This is a genomic window from Capilliphycus salinus ALCB114379, from assembly GCF_047276495.1.
Lineage (GTDB): Bacteria > Cyanobacteriota > Cyanobacteriia > Cyanobacteriales > Microcoleaceae > Capilliphycus > Capilliphycus salinus.
The window spans coordinates 3,703,447-3,719,180 of sequence record NZ_CP178543.1; the positions used below are offsets into that span (position 1 = coordinate 3,703,447).

Below are 15,734 nucleotides of genomic sequence, written 5' to 3' on the forward strand. Positions count from 1 at the left end.
AGATGTTTGTTGACGAAATTATACATGAAATGTTTGAGATAATCTGTTCGCCTTATCTATCGGTCGATACAGAGATTCAGCGTTATTTAAAACTGTCTAATTTATAAAAATTGTCACTCGAATATGCGACTGTAATTCTACTTATAAAAAAATTAGGATTGAATTGGGTTGATCGACCTCACTAATTTATCAAAACGTAAAGGTGATCGTTATGAAACTTATAAGACATATGAAGCTGGAGATTACTAAATTATTCAATCCGCAAGATCAAAACAAGTTCAATCATAAAATTAATAATAAAAATTTTAATCAGCCCAAGGAAAATAATTTGAATCATCAAATCAATAACTTTTTCAATCAGCCCAAGAAAAAGAAGTTAAATCATCAAATTAATAACTTTTTCAATACACCTGAAGCCAGCAAAATATTTTGCCTTTTAATGATTTACTTGGCTTGCTTTGGGTCAATTTCTTTCTTGGTTATAAATCTTAAGAAGGAACAAGTTGAGGGATGGCTAAATAGCCAATCCGACTATTTCACAACTCCTATGAATAGTGAAATTGCGGAAAAAGCTATTAAAATCAATTTGTCATACAGAAACAAAATTTTTGATGAAATCGATCAATTAAAAAACAGTTTAACTAATTATTCTACTTTAGAAGCTTTCATAAAAGAAATCTATGATGATCTCAGTAAAATTATAGAAAAGGAGAAAGACTACTTTGAAGTTAACCAGAATGACTGTAAACCAGTGCTGGAAAACTTACTGTCAAACCCACCTACTACTATTACTCCAGGCTCAACAGAAGAAAAATGTCAATCCCTTGAGCGTGCTAAAGCTATTATTAATGGAAATATTGGTAAAATAGAAATCAACAATAAGACAGTCACAGAAATCAAGAGTGAGTTTAATGCGTTTTCTGAAGACATCAGAAATATTCAAAAATCAGACAGGCAGCAAGAAATATCTAAAGAACTAGAGAATATCAAAACAAAAATTGATGATTTCAAACCCCCTGAACTCCTTCAATCTTTAAATTCTTCGACAAATTCTTCGCTTATTAAACTTCTAGAATTATTAGATAAAGCTTATGGCAAAGAAACTCATATGTCCTATGAAAAATCCTTGATTGAATCTTTCTGTAAATCGGAAGAATATAGATCATTTTGCTCGGATAAAAAACAGAATTCAAAAGAGCAGGATTCACAAGATAACCGATATGGAAATACAACAAGTTATTCAAATAGTAATATTCCAGAAACAACAGAACATCAGTTTTTAGTATTTTTGAAATTTTCAATATGGAATAGTAACAACAGTAAGTTGAAAAAAAAATTTGAACAAGAGTTAAAATATATAGTTATGCTATCTGGTTTGGATGCTAGTCCTGCTCAGAAAGAAAGAATAACACAGCAACTTAATTTCGTCAAACAGCAAGTAGAGATAGTTAAAAATAAATTAATTTTCTATTATTCTTTAGATGTCAGCACAGGAATTCTAGCTTGGCCATTAGCTTTGATTAGTGGTGTACTTTTTGTTTTTTTAACTAAAGATGGGTTAGAAAATGTATTCAAATCAATAAATAATAATGCTAAAATTCCTGTAACTTTATTTATAGTTAATACTTTTTGTTTGATTTTAGTTATTCAAGTACCCCTTTTACTTCAAGTCAATCGAGGATATGAATACCACCTAAAAAGCTTAAAAGAAGGTGTAGAAATTGAACAGATAATTTTGAGTTATATAGCGACTAATGGAGAGTCTCAAGAATTTCAAGAAAAGGAAATAAATATACTAACTAAAAACAGTAGATTTATTCGATTTATAGATCAATCATTATTGACCTTACTGTCCCGATTTGATCCGGGGGTAAACTCGGAAGCTTTGCCTGACATCACTCGATATACTCGATATTTTTCACAGCCATATCTGTCAGATAATAAATCCAATTCCACTCCACCAATATCAGGTAATGATAATAGTGGAAACCAACAAAATAATTTTTCACACGGCCCTGGTTAGCAGAATTAGATCCAATTTATCATCTACTTGTACATAAAGTTCTGATAATTGTACAATCTGTGCATCCTTGTAGTGCATCGTTTTCTGCACTGGTTAAAGTTCTTCCATAACCGAAGCTATAATTTTTTGAATTATCTATGTTAGCAGCAAGAACCATACAGCCATTTCTAACCCATGTTGTATCACAATCTGATTCACCACAATTCTGTTTAGCTTCTTCGACTGCTTGCTCTTGTGAAGCCTTGTCGTTTGAAATACCATTAATTCCTTTACTCGGTGAATATGATATGGCAGCAAATAAATCCCTTTGCGCCCAAGTTTTTTCTGAATTTACAATCAGGAATGAAACTCCAACGATTAGAGCAACTCCAGAGTATTGAATGAGTTTTGTAGGTTTCAGAAGCATAATAAATAACTCCAATTAAATTGACTAGGTATATAAATGCAGACTTTATAGTATCTATAATTGTTTCTTTCTGACTTATTGTTATACAGAAATATTTAGATTTAGAACCTTTTGTTAACTATTGTTAAGTAAGTAGACACAATAAAGAATCAAACGAACAATCCTAAATGCTTTAAGTGCCTTATTATAAGAGACTTAAGCTTTCGGTTTGAACGCTTATCTATAACAGCCTACTTACAGATATTTCAATCTCTAATATAGATTGATTTGAGTCGAGAAGGTCGGCTTTATTAAAGTTTAGCTTAAGATCTGAACTCTCTTCCATCAAAGTTTAATTTATTACTCACTTTTACAAGAAACTTAACACAAAAAAGCCCCGGCATTGCCGGGGCTAACATTTTATTAAGGGGTTTTAATTATTGATCCGCTTCACCCATTTGGGGCTGTTCAACATTAGTCAAACTTACCTTGACCACACGGTTAACCGTTTCGGGCGCTTTGGGCAGAGTTAAGGTTAGAACACCACATGATGCTGATTCAATCATTACGGAAGATGTATGCTTACTATGGAGATGATTTCAAAGTCGAATGTCCGACGGGTTCCGATCAATGGATGACGCTGTGGGAAGTCGCCAATGAAATTACTCGCCGTTTGAGTAATATTTTTCTCCAAAATGATCAAAAACAGCGTCCTCTTTATGGAAATACTGAGAAGTTTCAAACCGATCCCCATTGGCGAGATTTGATTCTATTCTACGAATATTTTCATGGGGATAATGGCGCCGGATTGGGGGCAAGTCATCAAACCGGATGGACGGGTGTAATTGCTCGTTTAATGACAATTGTAGAGACTGTTAATCCTCAAGATGTATTGCGAGAAGGATATTTTTCAGCAGCCTTAACTGCACTTTCTCAAAGTTAGAGTCAGAAGCAGAGGAGATACCTATATTCCGGGGAATTTGAGCGTTCAAATTCCCGAAAATCGCTTCAAAAACTAAATTGAAGTAAACTACCCCAATCTAACTACTAAATTTTCAGGTTGAGAGCCATTTTGGTGAGCATCACACGGCGAGCGCAATCCCCCAGACCTCCGCGATCGCCTATGACTCGCGCCCTGAGTCTCGATGTCCAAGAACTTGAACTTGAAAAGAACGTTACAGAAAGTGATTTTTAAACATTCTTATAATCAGGTGTCCTTGATAATAGCGCACAAATATAATATTGAAAGAAATTGTTCCAAGTTTACTACCGGGTCTAAGAATTATCCAATTCGGAACATCTAAAATTGCATAAGTTCAGTCGCCTCAGAATATGTAGAAGTGGCAGGGCAAATTAAACGTCTATTTGGAGGTTATTGTTAATTCTCATGGGTTCTGCACTGCTATATTGGTGTTGGGTGAGATTAAATACCGGGGGTAAACGCCAGGTGGAGGAAATTCCGACCGCCAAAGCCTTCTTTCAACAACAGTTTCCCCACTTTAGCGATCGCGATGACATTCCAGATACCGCCATTCAAAAGCAATTGGTTAATTTGATGCGTTCACAATTCGCAGAGGAAGATTCACAAACCCGACTCGGGGCAGAATCTTGTTTACGGTGCTTTATTTCTCAGCAAATTGATCAAACCTGTTTGGAATTGGAGAGACGGTTTGGAGAAGTCGGCGGTTTTAATCGAATTGACTTGCTTCCCTTTGTTCTCAATGACTTTGAATGGTTTCAGCATTCCCGCCCAAAAATGAATAAAAACTATGAATCTTTGGCGGACAAAATACTGCGAACGTTCAACCCAGAACGCTCTCAACTCAATACTTGGACGGCTCGATTGGTAAAGTCTCAGCCAGAACTCAATCGCTTTCTTTGGGACTGTGGAGTACACTTGCAGAGTGATTGGTCAATTCTCAATAATTATCATCCCAAACAGCTAGAACGTTTGCTCGTGGAGGTTTATAATTATAGTTTGGTTCCGGCTCAAAAAGCCTCCGAACTTTTAGACAGTTATCAAGCGGTTTATTTGAGCGATCGCCTGCAAAAAAACCGTTCTCGTTCCCGTTCTCGCTGTCAGCTACCCACTTCCGAACAGTTAAACCGAATTCTCGCTAATTTGGAGGAAAAGGGAATCACAAATTATACTCCTGATGAGCTATTAGAACAGTTCGTCTCTCTGGCTGAGTTAATCCGGCGATCGCGTCAACCGCAACGGGAACCCCTGTGTGATGACAACTATGTTTCACCGTCTCCCGATGAAGCCGAAACCCAAACCCAGGAATTTTTGCAGCGTTATCGCCAATTACTGGTGACTCAACTTGACCAAACCATTTTACAGGTTTTGAATGACCGTTTGAGTTACTTAAAACAACTAAAACCGCCCAAAGATGGAAATTTTCTCCAAGCTTTGCAACTTAGTCGAAAATACTTGGCTCGTTTGCTCGATCATGCCGCCAAACTTAATGTTAATGTTATTGGTATCGATTACTTATTAAATGTTAGCTGGCCCGAAGAAGATCAAGTATTAGAAAAATCCCTGATGGCGATTAAAAACGAGCAGAAAATTCAATCTATTTTCATCACCAGTCGAGACTCAAAAAATGAACGTCGCTGGACACTTCCAAAATTTGCGGATCAAAAATGGCAAGGAGATAGCCGAGTTTGGGAAAATGGACGCTATATGACTTTGCTACCGTGCGAACATGAAGAACGACCTTTTCCCCTAAGTTATCTCTTGGCATTAGCTTATAAAACTCGGGAAAATCAAACCGATTCATTGCAGGAAACGAGTCCAATTTTACTAAGAAATAACTGTTTTTCTCCCTGGATGCGTCCCCGCCTGCTCACCCGATATTCTTACCAATATTATCAATACTGGTTGCATCCAATTGTAGACTTTTCTATCCCTCAAAGTCGGGTTTATGAAAGCATTTCTGCAAAGGAATTTTTGGAAACTCAACCGGAACAACTTCAAAAACAGTACCCACAATCTGTGATGATGATCGTACCCGGAGGATACGCCAACGCCGGAATTAATCGCCCCGGAGAAGATAATTTTCCCGCCCCTCCCGCTTTCTGCTACTGGCAAAAAAAATCCCAACCCAACTACCCCTGTCGCATTCTGTTGGGCGGAGAAATTCACGCCTACTTGTTTCACCATTTTCTAGAAAAAAAGTCAGTCGTACCCGTTCCCGACCTGTGGTTTTTATGGCTGTTTGCACTGGCTGCAAAAGGCTTAAAAGTTGCCGTTGAGCAATACGAAATCAGTCAAAAAAAAGTTATTATTTTTCTGTCGATCAGTACGCTGATTTACGGCTTCGTCTGTTTACAACTTTATATTTATGCCTCGGTTTTCTTACCGATTATCATTCCACTTTCTATTCTCTGTATTTATCTTCTACCCGAAGTTAATCCGAGAAAATCTCGATAATCTGATTGGTTCTTTGATACCCAATTGATCGGGAGATTCCCAATGAAACTTTACATGGCGATCGCGTTAGTTCAAGTTGGTTCTATTTTTATTAGTTCCGTTGTTCTGCTTTCGGCTTCACCTATCAATTATCAAAGGGTCTTAGCACAGGAGACCTCACCACAGGGGCGTAAGTTTTTTGAAAACAGCGAACCACCTACAGAACCCGGAGGAGGTTCGGGCGAAGCAGGTGGTGCTGGTAGTCGGTAGTCTGTGGCAATACGTTAAAAAAAATTGAGGACTAAAAAGCCACTGAAGCGAGTTCTGTTGCCGTATAATTCCTAAGCAAAAGTTATCGGGATATTGATTATGAAAAATCCGCCTAAACCGAGAACTTGCCTGAAATTTATGGGCTTATTATTTTCATGTTCTCTGTTTTTTAATTTAGTCTTTCCCCTCTTGGCACAGAATTCGTCGCCCCTGCCCTGGCATCGTTTTTTTGAAAATAGCGAACCGCCCACCGAACCCCAAGGAAATCCGGGTGATGGAGGAAGCAGGGGAGATGATATTTGTCCGATTGCTCCCAACAATTTGGCGGTTTTAAAGGTTTGGAATATTCGCCCCACGTTAACCTGGAGTGGAGAAATTACAAAACTGGAAATTCGAGAGCTTGACAGTCGAACGAATCTTTGGAATCAAAGAATTTCTGATAACAACAAAGTGCCATCCCTATCCTCAGACGAGCTAAAATTGTATCAAATCACCGTCGAAACCGACCTTCAACCCGGCCAAACCTACAAGTGGTATTTTTCCGATAAACCGGACGGCGAATACGATGAATATTTGCCCGTTGAGTTTACAATAATGACGGATCGAGAGCGAGAATCGATTGCTCAAGAATTACAACAATTAGAACAAGAATTAACCGCCCAAAATATTACTGGAGATGGGGCTAAATTGCGTCGAGCCGATTATTTTGCCAGTCAAAACCTTTGGTTGGACTTTTGGCAAGAAGTTCTGTCAGTGGAATCTCCTTCGGAGGATTTGAAAGCTCTGCTCACTTCCACTATCGGTGAACTTTGCGAGTAGGATGGTATGAACAGAGGGATGGGTTCAGATCAAAGAAAAACCGATCAAACGTCTGAAACCCCCTCTCCGTCTCAAGATTAAAAATTTCCAATACACGGGCAGAATCCTGATTAATTTTGAGTATTATCAGCAGTTTAACAAAACTTCAGTTTTCCACAAAGGTGTAACCGGAAACGCTCCCCCACAGCTTTGGTTCCCTTACTCGCCTCAACATCCCCTCGGAACTGAATTGACTGAATACCCGTTGGGAACTGGATTTCAGGCTCTCCTGCATAAGCTCCTCCCTACCAAAATATGTTCTGGCAGACCACACACAGTCAGGTCTTTCTGAACGATTATGCTACTATTTGATACTTTTTCAGACGATTTTATCTTTCCCGACGATGGTTTTGGTGGGGGACTAACGGCCAACCCATCCCTAAATAACTCGCTGAATCTTACGAACCCACTTTCAGGAGTTGAGACCATCACAAGTCAGCCTCTCAACAGTTTTGAATTAGCGCAAAATACAATTCTAGATGTTTCCGGTGTCAACATTTTAGTAGGAACTTCCGGTTCCGATCAAATTTTTGGCTTGGCGCGAGATGACCTGATATCTGGAGCAGAAGCGGACGATCTACTGTTTGGAAATGAAGGAGCCGATACGGTCTACGGACACCAAGATAATGATACCATTTACGGGGGTTCAGGAGCGGATTTATTATTTGGAGGTCAAGGCGATGACTTGATCGCAGGAGATCAAGGCAACGATACAATCTATGGGAATAAAGGAACAGATATTCTCATCGGTGGTCAGGGTGAAAATGTTTTTGTTCTGGAGATCGGATCGGGCGGCTATACTGTTGAAACCACCGATCTGATTGTGAACTTTAACCCCAGCGAAGATCGCCTGGAGTTGCCGGTTGGATTGACTTTTGAAGATTTACGCTTGGAACAAACCCCCGCAGGAGATACCGCCGTTCGAGATACTAACTCGGGGGAAATGTTGGCGTTATTGCAGGGCGTGAGTTCTGATTCTTTAACCGAAGATCGTTTTATTCAACAGGTAGAAACTGAATCGAATCCACCCATTAACGAACCGATTTCTTTATCTCTAGCCAACGATACCGGACTGGATAATCAGGATAATATTACATCCGATCCTACTCTAACGGGAAGGGTTGCAAATCCTGCGGAAGTGGCGGGATTGGAAATCAGTATCGGCGAAGAATTTGTTCCGATTTCAACCAATATTGACGGGGAGGGTTCATTTACTCTGACTCAACAACAGTTGGAAGAAACTCTGGGAATTTCCTTCGTTGACGGGATCTATACTGTAGAATTGCGAACTGTAGATGCTGCGGGTTTGCGATCGCCAGAAATCGCAGAAATTACGTTTACGATTGCTCCCGATGATAACAACGAGCTTCCGGGGGAATTATTACCTCCTGGAACCGATATATTTGAACCGACAATTACCGCAGAATTGGCGAATGATACCGGAACAAGTGATAGCGACGGTATTACTTCCGACCCCACGATAACGGGAACGGCTACCGATAATTTTGGCGTTGCAGAAATAGAAGTTAGCATTGGCGAAGAATTCGTTCCGATTTCAACCCATATTGCTGCGGATGGTTCATTTATTCTGACTCCAAACCAGTTGGAAGAAGCCTTAAATACTTCCTTCGTGGATGGTTCCTACACCGTGTTTTTACGAGCGGTTGATACTTCGGGATTGCGATCGCCAGAATTGGCAGAAGTTAACTTTACCCTCGATAGTGAACCACCAGAAATTACCGCACAACTCGCCAACGATACGGGTGAAAATAATAGTGACGGCATAACCACCGATCCAACGATAACGGGAACCGCTACCGATAATTTTGGCGTTGCAGAAATAGAAGTTAGCATTGGCGAAGAATTCGTTCCGATTTCAACCCATATTGCTGACGATGGTTCATTTACCCTGACTCCAAACCAGTTGGAAGAAGCCTTAAATATTTCCTTCGTGGATGGCTCCTACACCGTGTTTTTACGAGCGGTTGATCCTTCGGAATTGCGATCGCCAGAATTGGCAGAAGTTAACTTTACCCTCGATGGTGAACCACCAGAAATTACCGCACAACTCGCCAACGATACGGGTGAAAATAATAGTGACGGGATAACCACCGATCCGACTATTACCGGAACCGTTAGCGATGATAACGAAATTGTTGCTTTCCGAGCCGGGTTTGATGGCACCCTAACCAATATTTCCAGTCAACTCAATGCGGACGGCAGTTTTACACTCAATCCAACAGAATTGGAAGCAGTATTGGGAGACTTCTTCGCTGAAGGAAGTTACAGTCTGCAACTCGAAGCCGAAGATGAGTTGGGTCAGGTTTCCGAAGAAACAATTGACTTTACCCTCGATGTCGATGATGACGATCCACCCGTTTCTGATGACGATGATGACGATGATGATGATGTAGTTTTATCCGGGTCAGACTTTACAATTGATATGACAGAAGTACCTGGATTCGATCTTCTAGAGGAACCTTTAGAAGTCGAAGAAGGTATCTTTTTCCTGGGAACCGGGCCGAGTCCTGATGAACTGAATTTGTTACTACCATCTAATACAATTGCTGCTGATACAACCAATGCCGATCAGCTTTGGGATGGCGGTGAACTTGGTCTAGATCTGAGCGGTAACGGCATCACAGTTGGCGTTTGGGATGGAGGTAATGTTCTTGATACTCATCAGGAGTTTGGTAGTCGAGTTGTCTTGGGTGAAAATTCACCTGGTGGTTTTAGCGATCATGCGACCCACGTTGCCGGAACAATTGCTGCGTCGGGAGTTAATCCAGATGCGCGAGGGATGGCGAATCAGGTTCAGATTATAAGCTTTGATAACGCTAATGATTTGGCAGAGATAGAAGCAGCAACATCTCAAGACCAACTGTATCTATCCAACCATTCCTACGGCCCGAGTGTGGGTTGGGATTCTCGCATGGACTGGGGCATTGGCTTAGTTGATACTTGGTGGGGTGATCTCAGCCTTTCTACCGAAAGTTCGGATTTTGGTAAATATAGTGATCCTAGCGCAGAACTTGATCGAATCCTTTATGAAAATCCAGAACTCTTGAGTATCTGGGGAGCAGGTAATGAGCGAAGTGACGATTTCCAAGACTTATACCGTCGAGCAGGTCATAAGCAAGGTATTTCAAGAGGAAGTGCTTACGTCACATTTAGTAGTCAAGGTCCCGCCGGTGAAGGTTGGTATCAAATACAAGAGGGGGTATTTGCAGTTGATGCGAACACTAGCTTAGTTTCTCCTCCACCTCCAGACAACTTTAGCGATAACGGTTACGACACCCTCAACCCTAGTGGCAAGACTGCGAAAAATACACTCGTAGTTGGAGCAATTAATGATATCACCAACGATCCTTATGATAGTGGAGATGTTTCGATATCTAGTTTCTCCTCATGGGGGCCAACAGATGATGGACGGGTGAAACCAGATGTGGTCGCTAATGGCGTAGATGTCTTTTCACCAGTTGCAGAGTCAGACACGTCTTACAACGGTAAATTCTCTGGTACATCAATGGCTGCTCCAAACGTCACGGGAACGGCGGCGCTACTGTATGAACATTACAACGATCTCTTTGGAGAACTGCCGAATAGCGCGACTGGGAAAGCCTTATTAATTCACACGGCTAGTGATGCCGGAAACGTAGGGCCGGATTATGTCTACGGTTGGGGTGTTGTCGATGGCTCTCAAGCTGCCAACTTCCTCACAAATGTTGCGGATGGAAATCCAGACAAGTCGATCTTTGAAGAGACCTTTACTGGTGGTCAACTCACGGCTGATATTGAAGTTCAATCTGCCAACACTCCAGTTAAAGCAACGCTAGTTTGGACAGATCCTGCGGGTCAACCTCAATCTGGACTGGATGACCGTACCTCAGTCTTAGTTAATGATTTGGATTTGTGGATTACAGATGAAGAGGGAACAATCTACAATCCCTGGACTCTAAACCCTGAAAACCCAACGGCACCGGCTCAACAGGATGAACGCAATATTGTAGATAACGTTGAACAGGTGTTCTTTGATACGCCATCTGAAGGAACCTACACCATTCACGTTGGTAGTCGTACAGGGGAAACCTTTACTCAAAACTTCTCCTTGCTGGTGAGCGAAGGATCGGATGTTCCCCCCGTTGGAACAGAGCCACCCCCGGAAGATCAGCCGCCGGTTGAACCCCCCGAAAATCCAAATCCCGATCCGACTCCTCCCGCCGATCCCCCTGAACTTCCGCCGATCGCCACCCCCCAACCCCCTATTACATTTACGGGAGTTGATCTGTACCAATTCGGTTACTTCTACGGTAGCGGTGACGCCTACTATGGTTACACCTATGCTCCGTCAGGAACCTATTTTCCCGGAGAAGTTTTTGTAGATTCCTTCCTGAATGAAACATTTAATGGCGGATTTTACCAAATTGGAAATGTCTTTCCAGGTTGGGGAAATGATGCCACCAACGGTGATGTTTATGTAACATCCTACTTTGATGGAGATTTCACGGGATTGTTCTACCAACCCTATAACAACTTCTTCGGCTTACCATCCGGCGAATTGGGTCTGGGAAGCGAGTACGACTATATCTATAAGAACTCATTCTTCGGACCTTATTATGATGACTTTGGACTCCGTTTCTACTCGGCTTAGTTTTGGACTGATGCTGTCGATCAGATAAACTATGAAGTCACCCTCACCTATGCCTAGCTGGTGGGGGTGTCAGACTTTATAATCGCAGGTCGTCAGGAAATTATTCAGATGTTGGAATTGGCTACCGAGTCCAAGCAAACTAGAGTTGATCAAGAAGGACTAGAAGATGGTCGGCAACAGGAAGGGCGATCGCTAATTTTACGTCTGCTTACCCGAAAGTTCGGTCAGATCGATCCTCAAATTCCCTCTCAAATTGAATCCCTGTCTTTAGAACAGTTGGAGGCTTTTCGGAGATGTTATTAGATGTTTCCACGCCAGAATTAACCCGTTGGTTGCCGGAAAATCAGGGCAGTTGAGGTTGACAATTGTTGAAGTTGTAGGGTTGTCGTCGAACTCCCGTTTTTGTCGGATCATAACTAACTAAAATAACTTCCCCTTTTTCGTTGCGAATCCAACCCCGAGCCGGGATAATATTCTCGCTGGTTACTGGTTCTTTGTTGTTTGAAGATTGAGAGTGATCGAAGAATGGTTGTCGGCTCAGAGTATAGTTTTGATTGTTAATTGTGGAGTTTTGAGGGCTATTATTTGGAACGGTTTCAATCAGTCCCACGCGAGAAAGATTAACGCTTTGGAGATCTCTGGGGTTGGGAGGTAAGCCGCCCCGTCCCGTAACAATGAATTGGCTATCTTTTCCCTGTTCGCAAAAGTTTTGAGCAATTAGGGCGTTTGGATCGACTACATTGGCATCCAATTCAATTAATCCCGAACTGGGGTCAATTTCGGTGTTGAGTTCAACGGTGCCGCTAAATTCGGGGCCGAGTTCTGACGTTGCGGTAATATCGCTCGCGCCGCTTTGTTGAGTGCGGAATTGGGTTCCAAAAATAGCGTTGGCATTAATAATAACTTGACCTCCAAAAGCTTGTTGAGCGTTGGCGGAAATATCACTATCTTCAATAGCAATTAAATTATCTGTATTAATTTCAATATTGCCTCCAGTAGCAACTCCGGTTGCATTCGTTGTAATATTACTATTGTTGCGAAGTCTGAGGTCCGATGTATTTAGCGTAATATTGCCCCGATCTCCTGCCGCCGTTTCTGCTCTAAAACTAGCTTGATTATCGAGTTGAATAAACGGGGAATTCACCTGCAAATTTCCCGCCGCTCCGGTTCCCGCACTGCTAACCGTAATTTGACCCAAATTATTAACATTTAAAAAATTGGTGGCGGAAAGAATCACGCTTCCTCCATCCCCCGCAGAACCTCGGGTGGTGTCGGCAAATATTCCACTTGGAGTTTTGCCATCCGTCGAAATTCCCCCAATATCAACCTCCGAAACATCAATCACTGCATTTCCCGCATTTCCGACTCCTTGGGTGGTTGTTGAAATTCTCGCCCCCTCTTGAACGCTTAAACGACGGGCGTTGATGAGCAAAGTACCGCCCGTTCCATCGCCTCGGGTTCTCGTTTCCAACTGGCTGGGAAATGCCGGCACGCCTCCGACAAGTTCAATAAATTCGGCATTAACTCGCAGCGTTCCTCCCTGTCCTTCACTAGAAGTAGAAGCAGTGACTTGTCCTCCATCCCGAACAATGAATTGATTTGTAGTAATTATAATTTCTCCGGCTTTTCCTGTTCCGTTCGATTCGGTATCAATGGCGCTGGGAAAATTGCTAATGGGTCGAGTTCCGCTAACTTCAACCCGCTCAGAAGCATTAATTTCTATTGTTCCACCTGGACTGTTGCCAAAAGTGAATGCCGCAATTGTTGAACCGTCTCGAATCGTCAATTGACCTGTTTTAATGATGATATTGGCTGTTACTCCAGTTGTTCTGTCTTCTGCAATTGTTTCTGCACCAATAGAACTTGAAGATAACTGATCGGGTGTTGTCCCAAATATTTCGACGGATTCTGTAGCTTGAATTGAAATGTTTCCCGGTGCCGAAGCATTACCTAATGCGGCAGCTAATACATTTGCTCCATCACGAATAGTCAGTTTTTGAGTTCGGATTGATAAGTTCCCCGCATTACCATTCGCCGTATTACTTGCGGATAATCGACTGCGAAAGAAAACACCGGGAATCTCCTCGTTTGAACCCGCAATATCAACTGTTTCAGTTGCATTGATTATGAGATTTCCTGCCGGTTGGTTTCCTTCTATAACATCGGCAACAATAGTAGAACCGCCCCGAACAAATAATTGTCCTGTTGTCATAAAAACATTACCTCCAGCCCCACTTCCATAATTAGAAACAGAAAGTTCACTATCATTATCTAATGCCACGAAATCTCTTGTACTCACGGTAATATTTCCCGCATTTCCACCTCCTGAAGCGAAGGCTGTTATCCTAGAGTTATTAGTCAGAGAAAGAGAACTTGCTTTAATATCAATATCTCCAGCTTTACCGGAAGAATCTATAACAGAAGAAGTGAAAATATCACCATTATCAAATCGAATCAAGTCGCCGGCTCGTAAAGTGACTTTACCTCCATTACCAGAACCAGAAGATTGAGCATCAATAAAACTTTCTCCTGAGACGTTAATATCGTTTCTAGCATTAATTTCAACAGTTCCGGCATTGCCAGAAGCAAACCGATTTGAAGAGTCAATACTACTTTGATTTAACAATCTAACCGAATCCGCATTGATCACGATATTGCCCGCATTCTTTCCTCCATTAACTGTTCCTGACCAAAGATAACCGTTGGCACCGAATGATTGATATATTCCTGTGGCGATTGAAATATTTCCAGCATTACCTGTTGAAGATTCTAAAGCAAGACTCTCAATGTAACCCTCCGATAACTCGACGAATTCGGTTGAGATCAAATCAATATTTCCGGCATTGCCTAATCCGCCTGTGACAGAATTAACAGTCGCACCAGATGTTGCTCTAAATGACCGAGTGTTAATTAGGATATTTCCGGCATTTCCTAAACTTTCTGGCGTTGCACTGTTGTAAAAACCGCTGCCAAAATCTAACTCTCCCGTACCCAAAATCTCCAATTTGTTCGCATTGACAATAATATTTCCACCATTACCTTCTCCTTCAGTTCCGGCTACTAACCGACCCCCATTTGTAGCGGTGAAGTTATTCGCATTGACAATAATATCGCCTCCGCCTGTTCCCAAAACGCTGACTCTCGCATCATTATTGAGGTTAATATTACTAAAATTACTATTTTCTGGAACGTTTAAATTGATGTTGTTATTTTCAACGGCTAGTCCGAAGGTTCCTGGGGTTGAAAGTCCAGCGAGTTCGATACGACCTTCAGGAGCATTCAAACCGCCTCCATCAATGATAATATCTCCACCAACGAGGAGTAAACTGTTTCCCTTCGGAACCTCTAAACCTGTAATATTGCCTTGACTGTTGGTAATTGATGCTTTATTAACAATAGTCCCCGGATTTTCTCGAATATTCAAACCCAAAGGCATATTAATCGTTAATAAAGGCGGTGATTCCGGGTTACTTGCCGCAAATTCAAAGCCATTTTCAAACAATATTCCATCGGCTGTGGTCGCAAAAAATGACCCCCCTACATCTAACCGAGCGTTCGGCCCAAATACAATCCCATTCGGATTAATTAAAAATAAATTCGCATTCCCCAAAACTCCCAACGTTCCCAGAATTTGTGAGATATTTCCACCCGTAACCCGAGTCAAAATATTAACAATATTATCCGGGTTGGAAAAATAAACCCCCCGCCCTTCGTCTACGTTGAATTCTTGAAAACTATGAAATAAGTTAGACCCCCGAACCGCTCCCCCATCAATGCGCTCGCTGGGTATTCCCCGAATATTTTGGTCGGGAACAACGACCGAATTTTCATTCCCCAAGGTGCGATCGGGTATCACCTGACCCTGAACGGGAAGTTTCAGCAAAAGCAAAATTGCACTTACAAAACCCGCTTTACCCAAAAGCATGAAAAGAGTTAATCTCATAGTTCTAAGCCGGATCGGGGTCAAATTTTGCATGAATGATAAAACCTTACTCGATGTGTTCGAGCGCTTCGCTCATATTTAATTTTATTTTTATAAAAATCTGCGGTGTATTGTCTTTTCGGAATGCAGCCGACCCCAGTGAGTCAACCCTAGCATTTCTCACACCGATGGGGAACACCAGCAAATCTT

General features: G+C 41.7%; 9 protein-coding genes. 7 read left to right on the forward strand and 2 right to left on the reverse strand.

The features are described 5' to 3' along the window. The first annotated feature begins 211 nt into the window (after positions 1-211). Positions 212-2,023: a hypothetical protein gene (locus ACL6C3_RS15395; protein ID WP_413168095.1), complete on the forward strand. Its 1,812-nt coding sequence runs from the start codon at positions 212-214 to the stop codon at positions 2,021-2,023. 19 nt (positions 2,024-2,042) lie between these two features. Here ACL6C3_RS15395 and ACL6C3_RS15400 read toward each other — a convergent pair whose 3' ends face one another. After that, positions 2,043-2,429 carry a DUF4189 domain-containing protein gene (locus tag ACL6C3_RS15400; protein ID WP_413168096.1) on the reverse strand — a complete coding sequence of 129 codons (387 nt, stop codon included), beginning with the start codon at positions 2,427-2,429 and terminating at the stop codon, positions 2,043-2,045. Between the two features lie 526 nt (positions 2,430-2,955). On the opposite strand from ACL6C3_RS15400, the gene ACL6C3_RS15405 reads away from it, so the two are divergent. The 6 genes from ACL6C3_RS15405 (at position 2,956) to ACL6C3_RS15430 (ending at position 11,905) form a co-directional block, all read left to right on the forward strand. After that, a complete protein-coding gene (locus ACL6C3_RS15405) occupies positions 2,956-3,351 on the forward strand; it encodes a hypothetical protein (RefSeq protein ID WP_413168097.1) in 396 nt (131 codons plus the stop codon). Between the two features lie 444 nt (positions 3,352-3,795). Beyond that, positions 3,796-5,844 carry a CHASE2 domain-containing protein gene (locus tag ACL6C3_RS15410; RefSeq protein ID WP_413168098.1) on the forward strand — a complete coding sequence of 683 codons (2,049 nt, stop codon included), beginning with the start codon at positions 3,796-3,798 and terminating at the stop codon, positions 5,842-5,844. A gap of 42 nt (positions 5,845-5,886) precedes the next feature. Then, a complete protein-coding gene (locus tag ACL6C3_RS15415; RefSeq protein WP_413168099.1) occupies positions 5,887-6,093 on the forward strand; it encodes a hypothetical protein in 207 nt (68 codons plus the stop codon). 99 nt (positions 6,094-6,192) lie between these two features. Then, positions 6,193-6,912 (forward strand): hypothetical protein, encoded by a 720-nt coding sequence (locus ACL6C3_RS15420; RefSeq protein WP_413168100.1) that lies wholly within the window; start codon positions 6,193-6,195, stop codon positions 6,910-6,912. A gap of 337 nt (positions 6,913-7,249) precedes the next feature. After that, the gene (locus ACL6C3_RS15425) at positions 7,250-11,602 is read left to right on the forward strand and encodes an Ig-like domain-containing protein (protein ID WP_413168102.1); all 4,353 of its coding nucleotides are present in this window, start codon (positions 7,250-7,252) and stop codon (positions 11,600-11,602) included. A gap of 66 nt (positions 11,603-11,668) precedes the next feature. Beyond that, positions 11,669-11,905 carry a DUF4351 domain-containing protein gene (locus ACL6C3_RS15430; RefSeq protein ID WP_413168103.1) on the forward strand — a complete coding sequence of 79 codons (237 nt, stop codon included), beginning with the start codon at positions 11,669-11,671 and terminating at the stop codon, positions 11,903-11,905. Between the two features lie 40 nt (positions 11,906-11,945). On the opposite strand, the gene ACL6C3_RS15435 is transcribed toward ACL6C3_RS15430, so the two are convergent. Continuing rightward, positions 11,946-15,545 carry a filamentous hemagglutinin N-terminal domain-containing protein gene (locus ACL6C3_RS15435; protein WP_413168104.1) on the reverse strand — a complete coding sequence of 1,200 codons (3,600 nt, stop codon included), beginning with the start codon at positions 15,543-15,545 and terminating at the stop codon, positions 11,946-11,948. Positions 15,546-15,734 lie beyond the last annotated feature (189 nt).

Coding starts and splice junctions, on each gene's coding strand:
- ACL6C3_RS15410 (WP_413168098.1), top strand. CDS start 3,796: ATGGGTTCTGCACTGCTATATTGGTGTTGGGTGAGATTAAATACCGGG.
- ACL6C3_RS15415 (WP_413168099.1), top strand. CDS start 5,887: ATGAAACTTTACATGGCGATCGCGTTAGTTCAAGTTGGTTCTATTTTT.
- ACL6C3_RS15420 (WP_413168100.1), top strand. CDS start 6,193: ATGAAAAATCCGCCTAAACCGAGAACTTGCCTGAAATTTATGGGCTTA.
- ACL6C3_RS15395 (WP_413168095.1), top strand. CDS start 212: ATGAAACTTATAAGACATATGAAGCTGGAGATTACTAAATTATTCAAT.
- ACL6C3_RS15435 (WP_413168104.1), bottom strand. CDS start 15,545: ATGAGATTAACTCTTTTCATGCTTTTGGGTAAAGCGGGTTTTGTAAGT.
- ACL6C3_RS15405 (WP_413168097.1), top strand. CDS start 2,956: ATGATGCTGATTCAATCATTACGGAAGATGTATGCTTACTATGGAGAT.
- ACL6C3_RS15425 (WP_413168102.1), top strand. CDS start 7,250: ATGCTACTATTTGATACTTTTTCAGACGATTTTATCTTTCCCGACGAT.
- ACL6C3_RS15400 (WP_413168096.1), bottom strand. CDS start 2,429: ATGCTTCTGAAACCTACAAAACTCATTCAATACTCTGGAGTTGCTCTA.